Origin of the sequence: Delftia sp. SD018, from assembly GCF_017355445.1 — a bacterium.
Taxonomy (GTDB): Bacteria; Pseudomonadota; Gammaproteobacteria; order Burkholderiales; family Burkholderiaceae_C; genus Comamonas; species Comamonas acidovorans.
The window spans coordinates 59619-83765 of sequence record NZ_JADDRN010000013.1 but is presented as its reverse complement, the minus strand read 5'-3'; the positions used below and the strand labels follow the sequence as shown (position 1 = coordinate 83765).

The 24147-nt window shown below is 64.9% G+C and carries 15 protein-coding genes and 4 tRNA genes; 13 read left to right on the top strand and 6 right to left on the bottom strand.

What is annotated here, in order from left to right; translation table 11 throughout:
• Positions 1–430 precede the first annotated feature (430 nt).
• Both INR38_RS14685 and INR38_RS14680 read left to right on the top strand, forming a co-directional pair.
• Positions 431–4249, top strand: a complete 3819-nt coding sequence (locus INR38_RS14685; RefSeq protein ID WP_207442340.1) for a DUF748 domain-containing protein — start codon at positions 431–433, stop codon at positions 4247–4249.
• Between the two features lie 154 nt (positions 4250–4403).
• Positions 4404–7025 carry a DUF349 domain-containing protein gene (locus tag INR38_RS14680; RefSeq protein ID WP_207442390.1) on the top strand — a complete coding sequence of 874 codons (2622 nt, stop codon included), beginning with the start codon at positions 4404–4406 and terminating at the stop codon, positions 7023–7025.
• A gap of 140 nt (positions 7026–7165) precedes the next feature.
• Here INR38_RS14680 and INR38_RS14675 read toward each other — a convergent pair.
• From INR38_RS14675 to INR38_RS14660, 4 genes are all read right to left on the bottom strand, one after another.
• A tRNA-Leu gene (locus INR38_RS14675) sits at positions 7166–7250 on the bottom strand.
• A gap of 155 nt (positions 7251–7405) precedes the next feature.
• Positions 7406–7490: transfer RNA gene (locus INR38_RS14670), tRNA-Leu, on the bottom strand.
• A gap of 154 nt (positions 7491–7644) precedes the next feature.
• A tRNA-Leu gene (locus tag INR38_RS14665) sits at positions 7645–7729 on the bottom strand.
• 159 nt (positions 7730–7888) lie between these two features.
• Positions 7889–7973: transfer RNA gene (locus tag INR38_RS14660), tRNA-Leu, on the bottom strand.
• A gap of 34 nt (positions 7974–8007) precedes the next feature.
• Here INR38_RS14660 and rnr point away from each other — a divergent pair.
• Complete coding sequence (gene rnr / locus INR38_RS14655; RefSeq protein ID WP_099733101.1) at positions 8008–10590, top strand: ribonuclease R; 2583 nt, start codon at positions 8008–8010, stop codon at positions 10588–10590.
• A gap of 6 nt (positions 10591–10596) precedes the next feature.
• Here the strand turns inward: rnr and INR38_RS14650 are convergent, their stop codons facing one another.
• Both INR38_RS14650 and INR38_RS14645 read right to left on the bottom strand, forming a co-directional pair.
• Positions 10597–12174 carry an NAD(P)H-hydrate dehydratase gene (locus INR38_RS14650; protein WP_207442344.1) on the bottom strand — a complete coding sequence of 526 codons (1578 nt, stop codon included), beginning with the start codon at positions 12172–12174 and terminating at the stop codon, positions 10597–10599.
• A gap of 43 nt (positions 12175–12217) precedes the next feature.
• The gene (locus INR38_RS14645) at positions 12218–13489 is read right to left on the bottom strand and encodes an FAD-dependent oxidoreductase (protein ID WP_207442346.1); all 1272 of its coding nucleotides are present in this window, start codon (positions 13487–13489) and stop codon (positions 12218–12220) included.
• Between the two features lie 370 nt (positions 13490–13859).
• On the opposite strand from INR38_RS14645, the gene rpsB reads away from it, so the two are divergent.
• The 10 genes from rpsB (at position 13860) to INR38_RS14595 (ending at position 24143) form a co-directional block, all read left to right on the top strand.
• Positions 13860–14612: a 30S ribosomal protein S2 gene (gene rpsB / locus INR38_RS14640; protein ID WP_012206747.1), complete on the top strand. Its 753-nt coding sequence runs from the start codon at positions 13860–13862 to the stop codon at positions 14610–14612.
• 113 nt (positions 14613–14725) lie between these two features.
• On the top strand, positions 14726–15622 hold the full coding sequence (gene tsf / locus INR38_RS14635) for a translation elongation factor Ts (protein WP_013801447.1): 897 nt from the start codon (positions 14726–14728) through the stop codon (positions 15620–15622).
• 64 nt (positions 15623–15686) lie between these two features.
• The gene (pyrH, locus tag INR38_RS14630; protein ID WP_012206745.1) at positions 15687–16409 is read left to right on the top strand and encodes a UMP kinase; all 723 of its coding nucleotides are present in this window, start codon (positions 15687–15689) and stop codon (positions 16407–16409) included.
• A 43-nt stretch (positions 16410–16452) separates the two neighbouring features.
• Positions 16453–17013 (top strand): ribosome recycling factor, encoded by a 561-nt coding sequence (gene frr, locus INR38_RS14625; protein WP_012206744.1) that lies wholly within the window; start codon positions 16453–16455, stop codon positions 17011–17013.
• 35 nt (positions 17014–17048) lie between these two features.
• Entirely contained in the window at positions 17049–17795 is a 747-nt protein-coding gene (gene uppS / locus INR38_RS14620) for a polyprenyl diphosphate synthase (protein WP_207442349.1), read from the top strand.
• 13 nt (positions 17796–17808) lie between these two features.
• The gene (locus tag INR38_RS14615; RefSeq protein WP_199135147.1) at positions 17809–18663 is read left to right on the top strand and encodes a phosphatidate cytidylyltransferase; all 855 of its coding nucleotides are present in this window, start codon (positions 17809–17811) and stop codon (positions 18661–18663) included.
• The gene (gene ispC, locus INR38_RS14610; protein ID WP_043819021.1) at positions 18660–19838 is read left to right on the top strand and encodes a 1-deoxy-D-xylulose-5-phosphate reductoisomerase; all 1179 of its coding nucleotides are present in this window, start codon (positions 18660–18662) and stop codon (positions 19836–19838) included. Before INR38_RS14615 ends, ispC begins: the two co-directional genes overlap by 4 nt.
• An 82-nt stretch (positions 19839–19920) precedes the next feature.
• Entirely contained in the window at positions 19921–21291 is a 1371-nt protein-coding gene (gene rseP, locus INR38_RS14605; RefSeq protein ID WP_207442357.1) for an RIP metalloprotease RseP, read from the top strand.
• Between the two features lie 45 nt (positions 21292–21336).
• A complete protein-coding gene (gene bamA / locus INR38_RS14600; RefSeq protein ID WP_013801452.1) occupies positions 21337–23634 on the top strand; it encodes an outer membrane protein assembly factor BamA in 2298 nt (765 codons plus the stop codon).
• Positions 23634–24143, top strand: coding sequence for an OmpH family outer membrane protein (locus INR38_RS14595; protein ID WP_013801453.1), 510 nt, complete (start codon positions 23634–23636; stop codon positions 24141–24143). The genes bamA and INR38_RS14595 overlap by 1 nt, the downstream gene beginning before the upstream one ends.
• Positions 24144–24147 lie beyond the last annotated feature (4 nt).

Below are 24147 nucleotides of genomic sequence, written 5' to 3'. Positions count from 1 at the left end.
TTCAGAGTGCGTCATGAAATTGCAATGAAATGCAAAAGCACTGGCAGGCCGACCCTGCGTCCTTCTATATTGGAGGCGACTGCTCCTGCAGTCGTCTCGCCAAGGTGGAAGACAGGTAAAAGTGGTGTTCGATAGTGCGGACACCGTGGTTCAAGTCTTCTTCCGCGGCCTTCCTGGAAGCAATCTCTTGCTTCCAAGCAGCAAGGACCATCCTCTCCTTGACTGCGGAAAACGGTCGGGACTTGTGCCCGCCGTAAAGCCCGGAAGCCGGTTCACGGCTTCCGGGCTTTGTCGTTCAAGGATGGCCGCAACGTCAAGAAATGTGCCGTGGTGCGGACCCAGCCCTTGCTGCCGCCCCAATTTCTGGTGCAATGCAGCCGTTGCCCTGTCCTGTGTCCCAGGATAGGGCTGTACTAGTTACCAGAGCCCCATGCAATCTCTCTTCAAGCACCGCTGGCTGCGCAGGCTGGCCATCGCCCTTGTGGCGTTCCTTTTGCTGTGGCTGCTGCTGTGGGCGCTGGTGCCCGTTGTGGCCAAGAGTCAACTGGAAAAGCAGGCATCGGCCAAGCTGGGCCGTCAGGTCCGTGTGGGTGCAGTGGAGTTCCGGCCCTGGTCGCTGGAGCTGACCCTGCGGGACCTGAGCATTGCCAGGAGCCAGGCGGAAGGCGCGGCGCCGGAGTCCGTGCCGTCTTCATCTGCGTCCCCCCAGCTTCAGATCGACCGCATCTATGTCAATGCCAGTATCCAGTCGCTGTTTCGGCTGGCGCCGGTGCTGGATGCCATCGAGGTCGATGCGCCGGTGCTGCGCCTGACCCAGCAGAGCATGGGGCATTTCGATGTGGACGATGTGCTGGCCAGGCTGGCCGAACCCGGCGACACGCCGCCCTCCAAACCAGTGGGCTTTGCGCTGTACAACATTGCGCTGCGCGACGGCCGCGTGGAATTGCAGGACGAGGTCCAGCAGCGCCAGCACATGCTCGAGCAGTTGCAGCTGCGCCTGCCCTTCATCAGCAACCTGGAGTCCAAGCGCGAGATCAAGGTGCTCCCGCACCTGTCCTTTGCGCTCAACGGCAGCCGGTTTGAATCCAGCGCCCAGAGCACGCCCTTCACCGAGCAGCGCCAGACCGCTGTCGATCTGAACTGGCAGGGCGTGGACCTGACGCCTTATTTGGGCTATGTGCCCGTCACCGCGCCTGTCAAGCCGCGTTCCGGTGTGCTGGATGCCAACCTGCACATCTCCTTTGAGCAGGCCGAGCAGGCCGTGGTCCGCATCACCGGGGAGGTCAGCCTGTCCGGCGCCGAGCTGCACGACCGCGACGGCGTCCCCCTGCTGCGCTTCGAGCGCCTGGCCGCCGTGCTCAAGAACGTGCAGCCGCTGCAATCGGTTGCGGAGCTGGAGTCCGTGCAGTGGAGCGCTCCCGAGATTTTTGCGGCCCGCGATGCGCAAGGCCGCATCAATTGGACGGCGATGGGGGGTGCTTCCTCCCCGGATGCCAGGCCGGCAGCGGAAAAGCCTGCCTCCGACGCGCCCCAGCCGTGGAAGGTCAGCCTGGACAGGCTGTCCGTTGCCAATGCCACGGTGCACTGGCGCGATGCCGCTCCCGACGCTGGAAAGTCGGGCGCTGCGCTGCAGGCGCGCGAGCTGTCGTTGCAGGTGCGCGATATCCGCTGGCCCCTGGAGCAACCGCTGCAGCTTGCTGCCAGCATGCAGATGCAGCCCGAATCGGCGGGGGAGGGGACGAAACCTGCCGAGTTGCAGCTGCGAGGCGCCTTGACCGACAAGCAGGGCCAACTGGCCATCTCCGCGCGGCAATTGCCGCTGCAACTGGCAGCACCTTACCTGTCTGCCCATCTCAAACCCGAGCTGACGGGCCTGTTGAGCACCGACGCCGGCCTGGGCTGGAACGGCTCCGCCATGGTGGTTCAGGTGGCCGGGCTGGGCGTGGAGCAGTTGAGCCTCAAGGACAAGGCCGCGCCCGTCGATATCGCGCACCTGCAGCTGGAGCAGGTGCAGGTCAATCTGGCCAGCCAGCAGGTCTCTGTTGGCCGCTTGGCACTGCAAAAGCCGCAGCTGGCCGTGTTGCGCGATGCCCAGGGCCGGTGGATGTACGAGCAATGGCTGCCGCCCGCCTCCTCGGCACCCGCATCGCAGGACGCCGGCAAGGACAAGTCCCGGCCCTGGGGCCTGAAGCTGCAGGCGGTGGAGGTCGATGGCGGCGCCATTGCGCTGCGTGACGAAGCGCCCGTGCGCAACGCGGATTCGGCGCGCACCGTGTCGCTGGACCTGGGTTCACTGCGCCTTCGCATGGGCGCCATCGAGCCGCTGGCCGCAAAATCCGCGCCCACGCCGCTGGAGCTGTCCGCCCAGGTCGGCTCGGGCCGGCGTGTCCAGGCGGGCTCGCTGAGCCTGCGGGGGGACCTGGGGCTGGCGCCGCTGTCGCTTCAGGGCAAGTTGCAGGCGCGCAGCCTGCCGCTGCATGCGCTGGAGCCCTACTTTGCCGACATGCTCAATGTGGAGTTGGTGCGTGCCGACGGCAATTTCCTCGGACAACTGCGCTTTGTCAGCCAACCGGCCGGCCCCGAGCTGGCGGTGCAGGGGGATGTCGAGCTCGTGGATCTGCGCATGCGCTCCGCGCTGGCCTCTCCCGTGCAAGCGGCGGGCGAGGCCGCAGGGCAGGGCGCGCCACGCACGGCGGCAGGCGCCGTGGCTGCCGTGCTCAGCGAGTCCACGGCCGACCGGGCCAAGGCCCAGTCGGTTGCCTTGGGACTCGGCCTGCGCGATGAACTCGTGGCCTGGAAGACGCTGGCCGTGCGCGGCCTTGACCTGCAGATGCAGCCCGCCCAGCCGCTGCGCCTGAGCGTGCGCGAGACGGCTCTCAGTGACTTCTTTGCGCGCGTCATCGTGCAGCGCAACGGGCGCATCAACCTGCAGGACATCGTCAAATCGGCGAAGTCCCAGCAGTCCCTGGAGCAGAACGCCACGCAGGCTGCGGATGGCACGGCGGCTTCCGCTGAACCGGCGCCGCCGCAGGCTGCCTCCGGGCCTGCGCCCGTCATCAAGATCGGGCCGATTGTGCTGACGGGCGGCAGGGTGCAGTTCTCCGACTACTTCATCCAGCCCAACTACTCGGCCGACCTCAGCGAGCTGGCGGGCCGCCTGAGCGCCTTCTCGTCCGAGCAGCCTGCCAGCCAGCAGGCGCCGCAACTGGCGGATGTGGAACTGCGCGGCCGCGCCCAGGGCACGGCTTCGCTGGAGATAACCGGCCAGGTCAATCCGCTGGCCAAGCCGCTGGCCCTGGACATACGTGCCCAGATGCGCGACCTGGAACTGCCCCCGCTGTCGCCGTACTCCATCAAGTACGCGGGCCACGGGATCGAGCGCGGCAAGCTCAGCATGGACGTCAACTACAAGATTGAGCCCGATGGCCAACTCACGGCGCGCAACAAGCTGGTACTGCATCAGCTCACTTTCGGCGAAGCCGTCGAAGGCGCGCCCGCCTCGCTGCCCGTGCGCCTGGCGGTGGCGCTGTTGGCTGACCGCAACGGAGTCATCGACCTGGACCTGCCGGTCAGCGGCTCGCTCAACGACCCGCAATTCAGGCTGGCGCCGGTCATCTTCAAGATCATTGGCAACCTGATCATGAAGGCCATCACCTCGCCTTTCTCGCTGCTGTCGGGCGCTTTTGGGGGCGGCAGCGAATCGGGCGTGGTGGCCTTTGCGCCGGGGCGTGCCCAGATCGACAGCAAGGCCCGCGAGAGCCTGGACAAGGTGGTTGCCTCCCTCAAGGATCGCCCGGCTCTCAAGCTCACCGTGATCGGCGAGGCGCGCGAGGCGCAGGACAAAGAGGCCTGGAAGCAGGCGGAGCTCGATCGCCTGCTGCTCGCCCAGAAACGCCGCCAGGTGCTGCGCGACGGCAAATCGGCAGAGTCCGTGACCGAGTTGCCCGCCTCCGAAGTACCGGCCTTGACCAAGGCGCTGTACAGTCGCGCCGACTTTGCCAAGCCGCGCAATGTCATCGGCATGGCCAAGGACCTGCCCACCGACCAGATGCGCAGTCTGCTGCTGGAGCAGATTGCCGTGCCCGACGACGCCATGCGCGAACTGGCGCTGGCCCGCGCCGTGGCCGTGCGCGACTACCTTGCCCAGCAGCAGTTGCCGCTTGAGCGCCTGTTTCTGGGGGCTCCAAAACTGGACTCCGACGACCAGGAATGGAGTCCGCGCGCCCAGCTCAGCCTGTCCACGCAGTAGCCCGGTTTTGGCTCCGCTTCAAATAACGGCGAGAATATGGTTTTCCCGGTCCGGCTAGCATGCCCGCATGCGGCCTGGCCGGCCGCGTCTGGCGGCCCGCGGCAGCCAGACATTCAACGATTGATTCATGTCTTCTCTTTCCCCCCGCAGCACCATGTCCGATGCACCTGAAGTGAGCCCTGCTTCTGCCAAGAATCCCGAACAACACCCCTTGGATGTGCTCACGGGCGGTGCCTTCTCCGCCGAAACCTCGGGTGATCGCGCCGCGCGCATCCGCGACTGGCTGGCAACCCAGCCTTCGGTCGAGCAATTGCAGGACGTCCTCAAGGAACTGAGCGCGCGCGACAAGGGCGCGGCCCGTGCCGTGCGTGAGCGCCTGGACGAGATCCGCCGCACCAAGGACCAGGAAAAGATCGCAGTGGAGTGGGCTGAAAAGGCCCAGGCGCTGCTGGTCGCATCGCCCTTCAATGCCGCCGACGCCATCGCCTGGCAGCGCGACGCCGCCAAGGCGGGTGCCCCGCTGTCGCGTGAACCTCTGTCGCAGCACAAGGCCCAGCTGGCCGAGCGTGTCAAGGCCATCGAAGAGCTGCAGCACCGCGTGCAGGTCCAGCGCGAAGTGGCCGTTTTGCTGGCCCAGCGCATCGAGGTCCTGTCCACCAAGCCCTGGCGCGATGCCCAGGCTGTGCTCGACAACCTGCGCGCCGACGTGGCCCGTTGGCAGGAGCAGGCCGGCGAACTGACTGGCGATGACAACTGGGCCAGCGTGGACGGACGTTTCCCGCCCCAGCTGGAAGCCGCCAGCGCACAGCTGATGCTGGTCTGGGATGCCTTCCAGTCTGCACTGGCGCTGACCGAAGCTGCCGCCGCCGACGAAGCCGCTCCGCTGCCCACCGTGCCCGTGTGGGCCGATGAGCTTCGCGTGGCGCGTGGCCTGCCTCCCGAGGCAGCGGCTGCCGAGCCGTCCAAGCCCGCTCCCGCTGCCCGCAGCGCAGCCCAGCCCAAGGCGAAGACATCGCCTGAGCAGGTGGCTGCCGCCAGCAGTGCACTGACCCAGGCGCTGGAGCAGCTCCAGGCCGAGACGGCTGCCGGCGAAAGCAAGGCCGGTTCCGCCGCCGTGCAGGCCGTGCGCGCCGCCATCAAGGCCCATGGCCGCCTGGTGGACGATGCACTGGTCACCAAGGTGCATGAGGCCCTTCTGGCAGCTGGCGAGTCCGAGGGCTGGCCGCGCCAGAACGCCGACAAGCTGCGCGAGGAACTGGTTGCCAAGGCGGAAGCCCTGCTGAACCGCCCTGAAGGCCAGGCGCTGGGTGGCCGCAAGATCCAGGAATCGCTGCGCAGCCTGCGCGAGCAATGGAAGCTGGCCGACCAGGGCAGCGCAGCCAACCACGCACTGTGGAAGAAGTTTGACGAAGCCTGCAACACGGCCCACAAGGTGGTCGAGTCCTGGCACGACAAGCTGCGCACCGAAACCACCCAGTCCAAGGCACAGCGCCTGGCGCTGATCGAAGAGATCAAGGCCTGGGCAGCACAGCAGTCCGCCAGCGAAGACCTCAAGGGCGCGGCGCGCGCACTGCGCCAGTTCGCTGAACGTTGGCGTGAAAGCGGCCACATCGGCGAGAAGCTGTTTGCCGAACTGCAACCCCAGTTCAAGCAGGCCATGGCCCTGGCCGAGGCCCCGTTGCATGCCGCGCAAAAGGCCAGCCTGCAGCGTCGCCACGCCATGATCGACGAAGCCACGGCGCTGGGCGCAGCGCCCAGCCTGCGCATCGACGCCGTCAAGGCCCTGCAGCAGCGCTGGCAGGCCGAGGCGCAGGCCGTGCCTCTGGACCGCAAGCACGAGCAAAAGCTCTGGGATGCCTTCCGCAAGCCACTGGACGAAGCCTTCAACCGCAAGGGCACCGAGCGGGGCCCCCGCGCCGCAGCCGTGGCGCTCAGCGACCATGATCGCCGCGTGCTGGAAGCGTCTCAGGCCGTGGAAGCTGCCAATACCTCGGGTGACGTGCAGCAAATCCGCGCTGCGGTGGAGGCCCTGGAGCAAGCGCTGCGTGGCCGTGCCGATGCTTCCGTGAATGCGGCCCAGCCAGCGCAGGAACCTGCCGCTGCTGCTGCTGCTAGTTCGGAAGAATCCGAAGCCAAGCCGGTGCCGGTGCGCCCCGTGGTTGCCGTGCGCGGCGACGATCGTCCTGGCATGAAGAAGGAAGAGGGCGGTGCACGTGCTGCCCGTCCTGGCGACCGCCGCGATGGTGGCCGTGGCCGGGATGGCCGAGACAGCCGCGACAGTGGCCGTTTCAGCCGCGAGCCGCGCGAAGAGCGGGGACCGCGCCTGGCGGACCCCGCCTTCCGCGCCCAGCGTGAAGCCATGGAACATGCCCAGGACGCCCTGCGCAAGCTCGCGGCCCAGGCCCATGGTGAGGCACTGACCCAGTTGATGGCGGCATGGGAGTCGCGTGATGCTGCCCAGATGCCGGCTGCCCAGCAGCTTGGCGGCCGTGTGTCTGCACAAGTGCGCAGTGCCTGGTCGCAGGCCCTGGGTCAGGCGCCCAAGGGAGACGCGGGCGAAGCCCTGCTGCGCCTTGAAATGGCCGCCGACGTTCCCACACCTGCGGAACATCTGAGCGCCCGCCGTGCCCTGCAGCTGCAGCTGCTGACGCGCCGCAACGATCCTGCTCCGCAGGAAACCTGGGGCAACGATGCCGCCCGGGTGCTGGCATCGCCGCGCGATGATGCCAGCGCGCGCCGCCTGCAGAACGTGCTCAAGCAACTGCTGCGCAAGTGATGCACGGGAGGTGATCCTCTCATCCAGGAAGGGAGCCGCTGGCTCCCTTTTTTTGCGCCATGGATGCGGTCTTCTGAGGCCAATGCGTCTGCAGCGCCCAAGAAAAAAGGCCGTTGCATGTGCAACGGCCTTTTCATGTTTGGTGCCCAGGAGAGGACTCGAACCTCCACGGAGTTACCCGCTAGTACCTGAAACTAGTGCGTCTACCAATTCCGCCACCTGGGCATTTCAGAGTGAGCAAATTATATAGCGCGAAATCTCCGTCTGAAGCCGATTTCCCAAGTTTTTGAGGAATTTCTGCGGGATGGGGGAGGGGCTTGCGACGCTGCCGGCGAGGCAAAGAAAAAAGGCCGTTGCGTGTGCAACGGCCTTTTCATGTTTGGTGCCCAGGAGAGGACTCGAACCTCCACGGAGTTACCCGCTAGTACCTGAAACTAGTGCGTCTACCAATTCCGCCACCTGGGCATTTCAGAGTACGCAAATTATATAGCGTGAAAGCGATGTGCCGGGCAGGTTTGCAAAGATTTCCTGAACTTTTCTTGGCGAGATGTTCTTGCCACCGGCTTTCAGCGATCAGAAAAGAAAAAGGCCGTTGCGTGTGCAACGGCCTTTTCATGTTTGGTGCCCAGGAGAGGACTCGAACCTCCACGGAGTTACCCGCTAGTACCTGAAACTAGTGCGTCTACCAATTCCGCCACCTGGGCTTGCTGAAGCTGAAATTCTACTGCATTTTTTGCAGAAGCATCCCGATCTTCGATTTTTTTCTTGAGACTGTCATCTGCCAAGTCATGAAGCCAGGGAACTGCCTTCTGCTGAAGATAGTTCCTTAGTTCACCGCAACCTCTGCAGGTTGTCGTTAAACTTGGTGCCCAGGAGAGGACTCGAACCTCCACGGAGTTACCCGCTAGTACCTGAAACTAGTGCGTCTACCAATTCCGCCACCTGGGCATCTCAGGAAAGATTTAGATTGTATACCAAGAAAATGAACCCTCACGCCAAAAGCGCCGATGTGAACGACGAAATCGAGGGCAGTGTGCAGGGGCACCGCGACGGACATGGCTTCGTCATCCGCGATGACGGCGAAGGCGACATCTTCCTTCCCCCCAATGAAATGCGTGCCGTGCTGCACAAGGACCGCGTGAAGGTCCGCATCGTGCGCCAGGACCGCCGCGGCCGGCCTGAAGGCCGTGTGGTCGAGATCATCGAGCGCCCTGCGCACAACATCATTGGCCGCTTCTTGCAGGAAAGCGGTGTGTGGCTGGTGGCGCCCGAGGACAAGCGCTACGGTCAGGACATCCTGATCCCCGCCAATGCCACAGGATCGGCCAAGATCGGCCAAGTGGTGGTGGTGGAACTGACCGAGGCGCCTGCGCTGTTCGGCCAGCCCGTGGGACGCATCATCGAAGTGCTCGGTGAAGTTGATGATCCCGGCATGGAGATCGAGATCGCGGTGCGCAAGTACGGCGTCCCGCATGTGTTTTCCGATGCCTGCCTGGCGCAGGCCAAGGCGCTGCCGGACAGGGTGCGGCCTGCCGACTGCAAGAAGCGCATCGATCTGACCGATGTGCCCCTGGTGACCATCGACGGCGAGGACGCGCGCGATTTCGACGATGCCGTCTACTGCGAGCCCGCCAAGGTCGGGCGCAGCAAGGGCTGGCGCCTGCTGGTGGCGATTGCCGATGTGAGCCACTACGTGACCACGGGCAGCGCCATCGACATCGATGCCTATGACCGCGCCACCAGCGTCTATTTCCCGCGCCGCGTGATCCCCATGCTGCCCGAGAAGCTGAGCAATGGCCTGTGCTCGCTCAACCCCGATGTGGACCGCCTGTGCATGGTCTGCGACATGCTGATCACCGCCAAGGGCGAGATCCATGCCTATCAGTTCTATCCGGCGGTGATGCATAGCCATGCGCGCTTCACCTATACCGAGGTGGCGGCCATCCTGGCCAATACGCGTGGCCCGGAGGCTGCGCGGCGCTCGGAGCGCGTGGGTGACTTGCTCAATCTTCATGGTGTCTACCAGGCGCTGCTCAAGTCGCGCGAGGCGCGCGGCGCCGTGGACTTCGAGACCACGGAGACGCAGATCGTCTGTGACGAGAACGGCCGCATCGAGAAGATCGTGCCGCGCACGCGCAACGAGGCGCACAAGCTGATCGAGGAGGCCATGCTGGCCGCCAATGTCTGCAGTGCGGACTTCATCGAGCAAAGCGGTCGCGTCGGCCTGTTCCGCGTGCACGACAAGCCCTCGCTGGAAAAGCAGGACATTCTGCGCAACTATCTGAAGGCCATGGGGGTCGGTGTGGCGCTGAGCGAGAACCCGGCCACGTCCGAGTTCCAGGCCATTGCCAACGCCACCAAGGACCGTCCCGACGCCCAGCAGATCCACACCATGCTGCTGCGCTCGATGATGCAGGCCTTCTACACGCCCGAGAATTCGGGCCACTTCGGCCTGGCATTCGACGCCTATACGCACTTCACCAGCCCGATCCGCCGCTATCCCGATTTGCTGGTGCACCGCGTGATCAAGGCCGAGCTCGAAGGCACGCACTATCGCCTGCCCGAGCTGCCCACCCCCGGAGAAGCCGAGGCCAAGCTGGCCAAGCGTCTGGCATCACGCGTCAGCCCACCCGGCCAGAAGCCGCGCAAGCGCGCGCCCGCTGCCGAGGTCCAGGCCTGGGAAGCCGCTGGCCTGCACTGCAGTGCCAACGAGCGCCGGGCCGACGAGGCCAGTCGCGATGTCGAAGCCTGGCTCAAGTGCAAGTACATGCGCGAGCATCTGGGCGAGGAGTTCGGCGGCATGGTCTCCGCGGTGACCACCTTCGGCATCTTCGTCACGCTCGACGCCATGTATGTGGAGGGGTTGGTCCACATCACCGAGCTGGGCGGCGACTATTTCCGCTTTGACGAGGCGCGCCAGGAACTGCGCGGCGAGCGCTCGGGCATTCGCTATGGCATCGGCACGCGGCTGCGCGTGCAGGTCAGCCGCGTGGACCTGGATGGCCGGCGCATCGATTTCCGCCTGGTGCGCGATGGCGAAGAGCAGCCGGCCTCGGGCCGGCCCGGCAGGGCGCCCGCGCGCACGGAAACCCATCAGGGCGAAAAATGGGGCCGCCGCGATGCCAAGGAAAAGCGGGCGCAGCGCAATTCGGGAGGCTCCGGCGGTGCAAGGCCTGAGTCTGATGCAGCGGCGTCGGCCGGCAAGCAGGGGCGCAAGGCGTCTAAAAAGGCCATGGTCAAGGGTGTGAACCTGGCCGCGCTGGAAGCTGAATATGCGAATGCCCAGCCGCGCCCGGCTACCACGGCGCGGCAGAGCGATATGGGTGAGGCGGTTGCGGAACCATCATCCGCTGGCTCCGCTGCGCGACCCCGCAGAGGCCGGGCGTCCGAGGCGCGCAAGTCCGAGGCGCGCAAGCCTGCGGCCACGGATGCTGCTGCCCACGGCCTGCCGCAGCTGCCCCCACCGTCGCCGGTGCAGGCACTGCGCGCCTTGGGCAAGAAGGCCTTGGGCGCCGTCAAGTCCAAGGTGACGGGCAACACATCCAAGCCCCGGCGCAAGTCCTGAGGGTTTTTATGCTCCGAGCTGCTGGGCCAGTGCGCTGGCGCTGAACGGGATGTGCGCAGGCCAATGGTCTGCTGCAAATCCATGGCGCCAGGCCGCCAGGGCTGCTGCCTGCGTGGGCTCCAGGCCCTGAGCCCACAGCGCGGCAATCAGCCCGGCCAGCACATCGCCGGTTCCTCCGGTCGACAGGCGGGCGTTTCCCGTGGGATTGATCCAGCAAGGCGGTGCATCGCTCTCTTCCTGGGGCCCGGCGATCACGGTGCCGGAGCCTTTGAGCAGCGCGGTGCAGTCGAAGCGTTGCGCCAGCTGCCTGGCGGCGTGCAGCCGCTGTGCCTGGACCTGTGCGGTGTTCGTCTTCAGCAGGCGGGCGGCCTCCAGCGGGTGGGGCGTCAGCACCGTGTGCAGGTCGCGCTGGCGGCGCTCTTTCAGGAGCGAGGCCAGCGATTCATCTTCGGCAACGGCATTCAGTGCGTCTGCGTCCAGCACCAGCCTGGGGGCTTGTTCCAGTATCTGGGGCAGCCATGCGCGCACCGCCACGCCGCCCCCGCATCCGCACGCCACGGTGGTGCTGCGCCAGTCCTGCGCTTCAGGGCTGCGCAGCATGATTTCGGGCCAGGGCGCGGTGGCCTGGCCTGACCCGGCCGAGGCATCGAGCAGGGCGAGCATCACGCGCCCCGCGCCACCATGCAGCGCGGCCAGGGCAGCCAGCCAGGCGGCGCCGGTCATGGAAAGGCCGCGCTGTCCCAGCCCCTCTCCGCCAAGGATGGCCACGTCGCCAAAGCTTCCCTTGTGGCTGGCATGCGGGCGCGGGGTGCTGGCGCCTGGTGAAAACAGTTGTGCGCAGGGCAGGGGAGTGAGGATTGGCTCGCCTTTCGCCAGTCCCGTGTCCAGGTCATCCCACCATATCTGGCCGCAGGCATCGCGGCCACTTCCTGTGAACAGTCCGGGCTGCAGCGTCAGCAGCGCCAGTGTGTGCCGTGCGCTGGCTGGGGCGTTCGGGGGCGCGAATCCAGGCAGGTACTGCCCGGTGTCGGCATCCAGTCCGGAGGCTATGTCCGCGCAAAGGACCGGGCTGGTGCTGGACTGCAGGCTGCGCAGCAGAGTGAGCAGGCGCTCATTCGTGCTGGTGCGTGGGCTTGCGGCGTCTGGCTGGCGCAGGCCGATGCCCAGCAATGCGTCAATGCACAAGTCCTGTGGCCCCATGTCGGCGGGCATGTGCTCGGTCCATTGCACGCCGGCTTCGTGGGCGGCGTCCCAGGCGGCGCGTGCATCGTCTGGCATGTGGGCGCGTTCGCGCACGCAGCTGACCAGAATGCGGCAACTGCGGGCCTTTTCTGGCGCCGCATTCAGGCTTTGTTGCAGCCAGGCGGCTGCCTGCAAGCCATCGCCGCCGTTGTTGCCGGGGCCACAGGCTATCCAGATGCAGCGTGCATGGGGAGCGATGGCGCGTGCCAGGCGTGCCAGGCCCGCACCAGCGCGTTGCATGAGGCTGTGCGCGGGCAGTCTGGCTGCCGCCTGCTGTTCCAGGGTGCGAGTGGCCGCCGTATCAAACAGCGGCAAGGCGGTGGATGTGGGAATGCGCAGCATGGACCGAGCATAGCGGTCCGCCGCCCGGTGGTGGAGGGGGCGATCAGCCGAAGCGGCGCGGGTCGAGCAGTGCGCTGTCCAGGAAGCTGGCGCGGTTGTCCATCAGGTCGCTCAGCATGCTTGCGCACCCCTGCGCGATGGCGGCGCCGCAGCTGCCGTGTCCCAGGTTGAGCCAGATGCCGGGCAGTCCGCTGGCGCCCACCAGCGGCAGCCCATCGGCCGTGCACATGCGCGTGCCATGCCAGATCTGTACGCCCGAGGCCAGCACCGCGCTGCCGGGAAAAACCATGTTGAGGCGGTGATACATGCGCTGCAGCGTGGCCTCATGCATGGGGCTGCGGCGGCCCAGCTCCGCGCCGGCCACGATGCGCATGCGTTGGCCCAGGCGGACCAGGGTCATCTGCTCACTCCAGTCCACGATGGCGTGGCGGGGTGCATAACCTTGTTCGCGCAAAGGGGCGCTGACGCCATAGCCGTGCAGGGCGATCATCGGTGGGCGCAGGCCCAGCGGCGTGAGCAGGTTCGCGGCCTCGGCGCCGGCGCAGACGACGATGGCGTCGTGCGAACGGGGGGTGTCTTCGCCCAGCAATTGCAGGCGTGCGGTGCGCCCGGCGCCGCTGGGCTGCAATTTCTGCACCAGGCGCTGCGTCTCGAATCGTGCTCCTGCCGACTGCGCTGCCTGGCGTTGCATCAGCGTGGCAAGGCGGCCATTGGCTGCGCCTGCCTGTGGAAAATACAGGGCGCCTGCGAGCGTGGTTTCCTCGCCCAGGGCGGGTTCGCGCAGCCGGGTCTGGGTGGCATCCAGCGCCTCGCAGCGTGTGCCGGCCTCGGCCAGTGCGTCCAGCGCAGGCTTGAGTTGTTCGTGCTCGGCCTCGCTGCCCAGCAGCACCAGGCTTCCGGCGACATATTCCGGGTCAAACTCCCATTGCCGCCACAGCGATTGCTGGAACTGCTGGCTGCGCTGGGTGAGCTCCTCCAGCGCCGCCATGGCGGCTGTGGGCACGTTGCCTTTGCGCAGTTGCCGTCCGGCCTGGCGCCATTGCCATAGCCAGCGCAGCTGGGCTGCGAGGTTTCCGGAGCCCAGTCGCGGCAGGGCCTGCCGGCCGGGAAGGGCGGGGGAGCGTTCGGCGGTCGAAAGGCCGGGGACGCTCCAGGGCTGGAGCAGGCTGGGGCCCAGCCAGCCGGCATGTCCGAAGCTGGCTTCTTCGGCTGCGGTGCCGTGACGCTCGTAGACGGTGACCTCGTGGCCGGCCTGTGCCAGTGCGTGGGCTGTCGCAACGCCAATGCTGCCGGCGCCCACAATCGCGATGTTCATTTTTGGGTGGAATCTGCTGAAGTGCCCGGATTATCAAGCGGATGCAGCTATCACTACAGGAGTGTGTGCATGTTGTGCAACTGCCGCGGCCGTGAGGGGTGGTGAGCGCGCTTTGAGAGCGAAGCCTCGGTTGAGGGGTGGCGTGTGCTAGAATCTTGCGGCTTTGCTAGGGGTTCCCCCTGATTTTCTCCGCGATTGCCGGGGGTCAGGCGAAAGCTTTTGGGTGCGGGGTGTTCGTCAAGAACGCCTGCCCATGCTTGGGGATCCTGCGCAAAGTCAATCGCAAACCAGTCCCTTCAAGGTGTTGCGCCCTGTGTTTCAGGGGGCAATTGTCGGGCTGGATTTTAGACCTAACCTTTGAGGTATTCATATGTCCGTCACTATGCGCGAGATGCTGGAAGCAGGCGTCCACTTCGGTCACCAGACCCGTTTCTGGAACCCCAAGATGGCCCCCTTCATCTTCGGTCACCGCAACAAGATCCACATCATCAACCTGGAAAAGTCGCTGCCGATGTTCCAGGACGCCCAGAAGTTCGTCAAGCAACTGGCGTCCAACGGCGGCACGATCCTGATGGTCGGCACCAAGCGCCAAGCCCGCGAGATGGTGGCTGCTGAAGCCCAGCGCGCTGGCGTGCCCTTCGTTGACCAGCGTTGGCTGGGCGGCATGCTGACCAACTTCAAGACCGTCAAGACGTCCATCAAGCGTCTGAAGGAAATGAAGGCCCAGCAAGAAGCCGGTCTGGAAGCCATGAGCAAGAAGGAACAGCTGATGTTCGTTCGCGAACTGGAAAAGCTGGAAAAGGACATCGGCGGCATCCAGGACATGAACAGCCTGCCCGACGCCATCTTCGTGATCGACGTGGGCTTCCACAAGATCGCCGTGGCCGAAGCCAAGAAGCTGGGCATCCCCCTGGTTGGCGTGGTTGACTCCAACCACAACCCCGAAGGCATCGACTATGTCATCCCCGGTAACGACGACTCTGCCAAGGCTGTGCAACTGTACGCCCAAGGCATCGCCGACGCGATCCTGGAAGGCCGCGCTGCTGCACTGACCGACGTGGTCAAGGCTGCATCCGGCGAGAGCGGTGACGAGTTCGTGGAAGTGGAAGAATCCGCTGCCTGATTGAGCTTGTCCGGCTGAGCGACCTCGTCGCTGAATAAGAAGCGGGGCTCAGGGTAGCCCCGTTTTTTTAGCCGAAATCCTGTAACGAATCGAACTGACATTGGAGAAATACGATGGCTGCAATTACCGCAAGCATGGTGGCTGAACTGCGCGCAAAGACTGACGCGCCCATGATGGAATGCAAGAAGGCCCTGACCGAAGCCGAGGGCGATCTGGTCAAGGCCGAAGAGCTGCTGCGCGTCAAGCTGGGCACCAAGGCTGGCAAGGCTGCCTCGCGCGTCACCGCTGAAGGCGTGATCACCGCCTTCATCGATGGCAACAAGGGTGCCATGATCGAAGTCAACAGCGAAACCGACTTCGTGTCCAAGAACGACAGCTTCATCGCGATGGCCAATGCCGCCGCCAAGCTGGTCGCCGAGCAAAACCCCGCTGACGTGGCCGCGCTGAGCGCCCTGGCCTATGAGCAGGACGGTTTCGGCCCCACCCTGGAAGACGTGCGCAAGGGCCTGATCGGCAAGATCGGCGAGAACATGTCCTTCCGCCGCTTCAAGCGTTTCGACGGCACCAGCCTGGCTTCGTACCTGCACGGTTCGCGCATCGGCGTGATCGTCGAGTTCGAAGGCGATGCAACCGCTGCCAAGGACGTCGCCATGCACGTGGCCGCCATGAAGCCCGTGTCCGTGACCAGCGCTGACGTGCCTGCCGAGCTGATCGAAAAGGAACGCACCGTTGCTGCCGCCAAGGCTGCCGAATCCGGCAAGCCTGCCGAGATCGTCGCCAAGATGGTCGAAGGCTCGGTTCAGAAGTACCTGAAGGAAGTCTCGCTGGCCGACCAGGTCTTCGTGAAGGCTGCCGACGGCAAGCAGACCGTGGCCCAGATGCTCAAGGCCGCCAACACCAACGTCAAGGGCTTCACCCTGTACGTGGTCGGCGAAGGCATCGAAAAGAAGGTTGACGACTTCGCTGCCGAAGTGGCTGCCCAGGTGGCCGCTGCCAAGGCCGGCGCCTGATTCGTCTGAGCGCCTGAACCGTTCCCTTCACCATCCACCACCATCCACCTTTCGGAGAAACACCATGTCCAACGCCGCACCGGCCCACAAGCGCATCCTGCTCAAGCTGTCCGGTGAGGCGCTCATGGGCGACGACTCGTTCGGCATCAACCGTGCCACCATCGAGCGCATGGTCTCCGAAATCGCCGAAGTCACCCGCGTGGGTGTCCAGGTGGCCGTGGTGATCGGTGGAGGGAATATTTTCCGTGGCGTGGCTGGTGGTTCGGTCGGAATGGACCGCGCCACCGCCGACTACATGGGCATGCTGGCCACCGTGATGAATGCCTTGGCCCTGGCCGATGCCATGGACAAGCAGGGCCTCATCGCCCGTGTCATGTCGGCCATTGCCATCGAGCAGGTCGTGGAGCCCTATGTGCGCCCCAAGGCCCTGCAGTATCTCGAAGAGGGCAAGGTGGTGGTGTTCGCGGCCGGCACCGGCAACCCGTTCTTCACGACCGATACGGCCGCGGCACTGCGCGGCGCGGAGATCGGTGCCGAAGTGGTGCTCAAGGCCACCAAGGTCGATGGTGTCTACACCGACGACCCGATGAAGAATCCCAACGCGACCCGCTATCACAAGCTGGCTTTCGACGAGGCCATTTCGCGCAACCTGGGCATCATGGACGCCACTGCCTTTGCGCTGTGCCGCGATCAGAAGCTGCCGATCCGGGTGTTCTCCATCATCAAGCCCGGCGCGCTCAAGCGCGTGGTCATGGGCGAGGATGAGGGCACGCTGGTGTACGCTTGAGCGTTTTGATCCCGCGTTTCACAGCTCTTCAAGGAACAAGAACATGACGATTGCAGACATCAAGAAGACCACCGAGTCCAAGATGGGCCAGTCCATCGAAGCGCTCAAGAACAATCTTGCGCGTGTGCGTACCGGCCGTGCCAACCCCTCGCTGCTGGACTCCATCCATGTGGATTACTACGGCTCCATGGTGCCGCTGTCCCAGGTGGCCAACGTGAACCTGCTCGATGCGCGCACCATCAGCGTGCAGCCCTGGGAAAAGAGCATGTCCGCCAAGGTGGAGAAGGCCATTCGCGAAAGCGATCTGGGCCTGAACCCTGCCTCGCTGGGCGATCTGATCCGCGTGCCCATGCCTCCCATGAGCGAGGAACGCCGCAAGGAAATGACCAAGCTGGCCCGCAACGAAGGCGAAGCTTCCAAGATCGCCGTGCGCAACCTGCGCCGCGACGCCAACGAAGCCGTCAAGAAGCTGGTCAAGGACAAGGAAGCCTCGGAAGACGACCAAAAGCGTTGCGAAGCCGATGTCCAGAAGATGACCGACAAGCACATCACCGAGATCGACGCGCTGGTGGCTGCCAAGGAACAAGACATCATGGCGGTCTGAGGCGTTCTGCCTCGCTTGCCTCAGGGCCCGTACCTTTGACAAACCAAGACTCCGGCGCGGTGCCGCGCCATATTGCCGTCATCATGGATGGCAATGGACGCTGGGCCAATCGCCGCTTTCTGCCGCGACTGGCCGGCCACAAGCAGGGCGTGGAATCGCTGCGCCGCTGTGCCCGCGCCTGCGTCCAGCGCGGCGTGCAGGTCCTGACCGTCTTCGCTTTCTCTTCCGAGAACTGGAACCGCCCCGAAGAGGAGGTTTCCGGTCTCATGGGCCTGCTGGCCAATGCCCTTGCCAAGGAAGTGCAGCAGCTGAGCCGCGATGGCGTGCGCCTGCACTTCATCGGCGACCGCAGTGGCCTGAGCGAGAAAGTGTGCGCAGGCCTGGCCCAGGCCGAGCAGGTCACGGCACACAACAACCGCCTGGTGCTCAATGTCTGCTTCAACTACGGCGGGCGCTGGGACATTGCCCAGGCCGCAGCCCGGCTGGCAGAGCAGGGCGAGCCCATCACTGCGCAGAGCCTGGACCGCGCACTCGCGCTGGCCCATGTGCCCGACCCGGACCTGCTGATCCGCACTGGCGGGGAGATGCGCATCAGCAACTTCCTGTTGTGGCAGGCCGCGTATTCAGAGCTCTTCTTCAGTGCCAGCCTGTGGCCTGATTTCGACGAGGCCTGCCTGGACGAGGCCATTGCCGCCTTCACTTCGCGCGAGCGGCGCTTCGGCCAGACCTCCGCGCAAGTACACCAATCACAATCGAAGTCGTCCCATCAACAGACGACCTGAACAAGGGGGAGCCATGCTCAAGCAGCGAGTCATCACCGCCCTGATCCTGCTGGCCATCTTGCTGCCTGCGCTGTTCTATCCGACGGGTGTTCCGTTCGCCGTGGTGGTGCTCGTGCTCATGGCGGCGGGTGCCTGGGAATGGGGTCGTCTCAACGGCTTTGGCTCCGCTGGTGCCATCGGCATAGGTGCCATCTGCACGGCGATGTGCGTGGGGACCTGGGCCGCGGGCTGGCTGGAGCGTCCCCTGGCCGCGGTCTGGGTGGTCGCTGGCTCCGCCTGGGTGCTGGGCGGCGCGGCGCTGCTGCGCGCAGGCGTGGCCGGTTGGCCGCGCATTGCGGGGCCTGTGCGACTGGTTGGCGGAGTGCTGGCCCTGTGGCTGGCCTGGGTGGCCGTGGTGCAGGCGCGCATGACGGGCATCAACTTCCTGCTGTCGGTGCTGGTGCTGGTCTGGGTGGCCGATGTCTTTGCCTATTTCGCAGGCCGGACCCTGGGCCTGAAATTCACCAAGTCCAAGCTCGCGCCGTCCATCAGTCCCGGCAAGAGCTGGGAAGGCGTGTGGGGCGGCATGGCCGGCGTGCTGGTGCTGGCCTTGGCCTGGGTCTGGGCGGACCGCCACTACGCGGTGGCCGTGCCCAGTTTCTATTCGTTGCTGTTGGCGCGCGGGGCCTGGTTCCTGCTGCTGGCGGTTGTGTTCATGGCCGCGATGAGCGTGGTCGGCGACCTGGTCGAATCCCTGGTCAAGCGCAGCGTGGGTGTCAAGGACAGCAGTGGTCTGCTGCCCGGCCATGGCGGCGTGCTTGATCGCGTCGATGCCCTGCTGCCGACCCTGCCGCTGGCCATGATGCTCTCCTCTTTTGCGCATTCATGAAGCAGAAAATCACCGTCCTGGGCTCCACGGGCTCCATCGGTACCAATACGCTGGACGTGGTGGCGCGCCACCGCGAGCACTACGAGGTCTTTGCACTCAGCGCGGCCACGCAAGTGGACCTGATGCTGCGCCAGTGCGCCGAATTCAAGCCCGCCTATGCCGTCATGGCCAGCGCGCCACACGCGAAGCTGCTGGCTGAGCAGCTGCGCAGCAATGGATTGGCGACCGAAGTGCTGCAGTCGCCAGACGCGCTGGAGCAGATCGCCTCGCATCCCGAGGTCGATGCCGTCATGGCTGCCATCGTCGGTGCGGCGGGCCTTGCGCCTTGCCTGGCGGCCGCGCGCGCGGGCAAGCGCCTGCTGCTGGCCAACAAGGAGGCTCTGGTCGTTGGCGGCGCACTATTCATGGACACGGTCAAGCGCCACGGCGCGACCCTGCTGCCCATAGACAGCGAGCATTCGGCCATTTTCCAGTGCCTGCCGGAAGACCGAGCCAGCTGGCCCGATCGCGTGGACAGTCTGCTGCTCACGGCGTCGGGCGGACCCTTTCGCCTGCGCGATCCGGCCACCTTGTCCGAGATCACGCCGGAGCAGGCCTGCGCGCACCCGAACTTCTCCATGGGGCGCAAGATCTCCGTGGACTCGGCGACCATGATGAACAAGGCGCTGGAGGTCATCGAGGCACGCTGGCTGTTCGACATGGCTCCCGACAAGATCAAGGTCGTCATCCACCCGCAGCAGATCGTGCACTCCATGGTGCAGTTCAAGGATGCCTCGGTGCTGGCGCAACTGGGCACGCCCGACATGCGCGTGCCCATCGCCTGCGGCCTGGCCTGGCCACGGCGCATCGCCAGCGGCGCGGCGCCCCTGGATTTCGCGAAGCTGTCGGCCCTGACCTTTGAAGAGGCGGATGCCGTGCGCTTTCCGGGCCTGCATCTTTCCTGGCAGGCGCTGCTCGCCAGCGAGGGAACTACGGCGGTTCTCAATGCTTCCAATGAAGTCGCCGTTGCCGCTTTCCTGGAGCGACGCCTGGCATTTGACCGTATCCACGCTGTGAATTTGCGCACTCTCGAAACCTTGCTGCCGCCTACACTGGGCAGCCTGGACGACCTGCTGGCCCTGGACGCCCAGGCCCGCGAAATCGCGCACACCGTGGCGCGGCAGTGGCAGCTGTAATGCGGGCTTCGCGGGCCAGACCGGGTTTCTCGGTGGGCCTGCGGCGGTATCCAGGTGCGCATTGGATTCAAAGGAGTATCAATTGTTGCTGACCGTAGTTGCATTCGTGGTCGCGCTGGGCGTGCTGATTGCCGTCCACGAGTGGGGCCACTACCGCGTCGCTGTGGCCTGCGGCGTGAAGGTGCTTCGGTTTTCCGTCGGCTTCGGTCGCCCCATCCTGCGCTGGAAGCGCAAAGGTTCGGACACGGAATTCGTCATCGGTGCACTGCCGCTTGGCGGCTATGTGCGCATGCTCGACGAGCGTGAGGGCGAAGTCCCTGCCGACCAGCGCCATCTGGCATTCAACACCCAGCCGCTGCGTGCACGTGCGGCCATCGTGGCGGCAGGCCCGGTGGCCAATCTCGTGCTGGCCATTGCGCTGCTGGCCATCGTCAATTGGATGGGCATGCAGGAGCCCGTGGCGCGATTGGCCACGCCGCCGGCGGGCACGGTGCTGCAGATGGCGGGCGTGCAGGGCGGTGATCGCGTGCTGCGCATCGCCTTGGGCGACCAGGAGTGGGAAGAGGTTCGCTCCATCAATGATCTGCGCTGGACACTGACGCGCGCCGCGCTCGATGACGAGTCGGTGCGCATGGAAGTGCTCCAGGGCCGGCGCACCGCACCGTCCGAACTGCAGCTGGCGCTGGCCGGGCAGGTGCAGGGCGAGCCCGATGCCGCCTTCTTCGAGCGCCTGGGCCTGCTGGGGCCCTGGACGCAGCCCGTGCTGGACAAGGTGATTGCCGGTGGTGCCGCCGAAAAGGCCGGCTTGCGCCAGGGCGACCTGGTGCTGCGCGTGGGCAGCACCTCGGTGGATGACGGCACCCAACTGCGCAATCTCATCCGCAAGATGGGTGCATCGGGCCAGGTCCAGCAGCAGGTCTGGCTCGTGGAGCGCGATGGCAGGCAACTGCAGATCCCCGTGCTGCCCGATCTGGGCCGCTCGGAAGATGGCAAGGAGAGCATTGCCCGCATCAGTGCCTACATCGGCAGCGCTCCCGAGATGGCTCTGGTGCAGCGCGGTCCGCTGGAAGGCTTGTGGGCTGGCGTGCAGCGTACCTGGGAGCTGTCGTCGCTGACGCTGCGCATGATGGGCCGCATGGTGATAGGCGAGGCATCGCTCAAGAACATCAGCGGCCCCTTGACCATTGCCGACTATGCGGGGCGTTCGGCCAGCATGGGCCTGGTTCAATATCTTTCGTTCCTGGCGCTGATAAGCATCAGCCTGGGGGTTCTCAACTTGCTCCCCCTGCCGGTGCTCGATGGCGGGCACCTGATGTATTATCTTTGGGAGGGCGTGACTGGCCGAAGCGTGTCGGAAGTCTGGGCCGGACGCTTGCAGCGTGCAGGTGTGGCGGTTTTGATGATGATGATGTCCGTCGCCTTTTTCAACGATATCAACCGGCTTTGGGGCTAACTTTTCAGCCGTTTTCGGCAAGCCGCAGCGGCGGCAAATCCATTCATGACTAAACGTATCAATCGCCTGGGCGTGCGCGCTGCATCGACCCTGGCTGCCATGGTTTTGGCTGCCAATGCAGCCTGGGCGCTGGAGCCCTTCCGGGTACAGGACATCCGCATCGAAGGCCTGCAGCGCGTGGAGCCGGGCACGGTCTTCGCATCCATCCCGCTGCGCGTGGGCGACCAGTATGACGATGACAAGGGCGCAGCTGCGATCCGCTCGCTGTTCGCGCTGGGATTGTTCAAGGACATCCGCCTCGAAGCCAATGGCAACGTGCTCGTTGTCGTCGTCGAAGAACGCCCGACCATCGCCGAGGTGAACTTCGCCGGCACCAAGGAGTTCGACAAGGAAACCCTGCAAAAGGCCATGCGCGATGTGGGCCTGGCAGAAGGTCGTCCCTTCGACAAGGCCCTGGCCGACCGTGCCGAGCAGGAGCTCAAGCGCCAGTACATCAACCGCAGCCTTTATGGGGCGGAGGTCGTCACCACGGTCACGCCCATTGAGCGCAACCGCGTCAACCTGACCTTCACGGTGACCGAGGGCGATCCGGCCCGCATCAACGAGATCCACATCGTCGGCAACAAGGCCTTCAGCGAATCCACGCTCAAGGACCTGTTCGATCAGGACACCGGCAACTGGATGAGCTGGTACACCAAGTCGGACCGCTATGCGCGCAACAAGCTCAACGCCGACCTGGAAACGCTTCGCTCTTACTACCTGCAGCGTGGCTACCTGGAGTTCCGCGTGGACTCCACCCAGGTGGCCATCTCGCCCGACAAGCAGACCATCTCGCTGACCCTGAACATCCATGAAGGCGAGCGTTTCGTCGTCTCCGGCGTCAAGCTGGAGGGCAACTACCTCGACCGCGACGACGAGTTCAAGTCCCTGGTCAAGATCAAGCCCGGCGAGCCCTACAACGCCGACCAGGTCACGGCGACGACCAAGGCCTTCACCGAGCACTTCGGCAACTTCGGCTTTGCCTTTGCACGCGTCGAGGCCGTGCCGGACATCGACCGTGCAACCAACCGGGTGGCCCTGGTGCTGCACGCCGAGCCTTCTCGCCGCGCCTATGTGCGACGCATCAATCTCAGTGGCAACAACCGCACGCGCGACGAAGTGATCCGCCGCGAATTCCGCCAGTACGAGGCCTCCTGGTATGACGGCGACAAGATTCGCCTGTCGCGCGACCGTGTGGACCGCCTGGGCTTCTTCACCGAGGTCAATGTCGAGACCCAGGAAGTGGCGGGTTCGCCCGACCAGGTGGATCTGGTCATCTCGGTGGCTGAAAAGCCCACCGGCTCGCTGCAGCTGGGCGCTGGTTTTTCCAGCGCTGAAAAGGTTTCGCTGTCGTTCGGCATCAAGCAGGAAAACGTGTTCGGCTCGGGCAATTACCTGGGCGTGGACGTGAATACCAGCAAGTACCGCCGCACCATGGTGCTGTCCACCACGGATCCGTACTTCACGGACACCGGCATCTCGCGCACCTACGACCTGTACTACCGCACTGACCGTCCCTACTACGACGATGCGGCCTACAAGATCGTCACCTCGGGCGGCAGCGTGCGCTTTGGCGTGCCCTTCAGCGAGATCGACACGGTGTATTTCGGCGGCGGCGTGGAGCGCTCCGAAATCAAGCCCGGCACCTACCTGCCCCAGGCGTACAAGGACTATGCCGACAAGTACGGCTACTCCAACACCGGCATACCGCTGACCCTGGGCTGGTCACGCGACAGCCGTGACAGCGCGCTGGCGCCCAACTCCGGTCTCTACCAGCGCCTGAACACCGAGTGGTCGGTGGGTGGCGAGGCCCGCTATGTGCGAGCCAACTACCAGATCCAGCAGTACATCCCTCTGAGCAAGAAGTACACGCTGGCACTGAACGGTGAACTGGGCTACGGCAAGGGCCTCAATGGCCGTCCGTTCCCGCTGTTCAAGAACTTCTTCTCGGGTGGCCTGGGTTCGGTGCGTGGCTTCGAGCAGGGCTCGCTGGGTCCGCGCGACACCAAGGAAAACCTGGCGCTTGGCGGCTCCAAGAAGGTGACCTTGAACGCAGAGTTCATGATTCCCTTCCCCGGTGCCGGCAATGACAGGACTTTGCGTCTTTTTACATTCCTCGATGTGGGCAATGTCTACGGGGCCAACGAGAACTTCGATCTCGGGGAGCTGCGGGCTTCCACGGGCCTGGGCATCAGCTGGATTTCCCCGCTGGGCCCCCTGCGTCTCGCCTTTGCTCAACCCATCCGCAAGCAGACCGGGGATAAAATCCAGCGACTGCAATTCCAAATCGGAACCTCTTTCTAATGAAATCTCTATCTAGCCATTTTTCCCTGGCTGTGCTGCTTGGCGCCATGGCTGTTTCTGCGCACGCTCAAGAGTTCAAGGCCGGCTTTGTGAACACGGACCGCATCTTCCGTGAAGCGTCGACGGCCAAGGCTGCGCAGTCCAAGCTGGAGCAGGAATTCTCCAAGCGTGAGAAGGAACTGGTCGACCAGGGCAATACGCTCAAGAGCGCTTCGGAGAAGTTCGAGCGTGAAGCGCCCACCATGGCCGAAAGCCAGCGCGTCTCCCGTCAGCGTCAGCTGGTGGACCAGGACCGCGAGTTCCAGCGCAAGCGCCGTGAGTTCCAGGAGGACCTGAACTCCCGCAAGAACGAGGAACTGGCCCAGGTGCTGGAGCGCGCCAACAAGGTGGTCAAGCAAGTGGCCGAATCCGAGAAGTACGACGTCATCCTCCAGGAAGCCGTCTACATCAACCCCAAGTACGACATCACTGACAAAGTGATCAAGGCGCTGAACGGCGGCGGCAAGTAAGCCA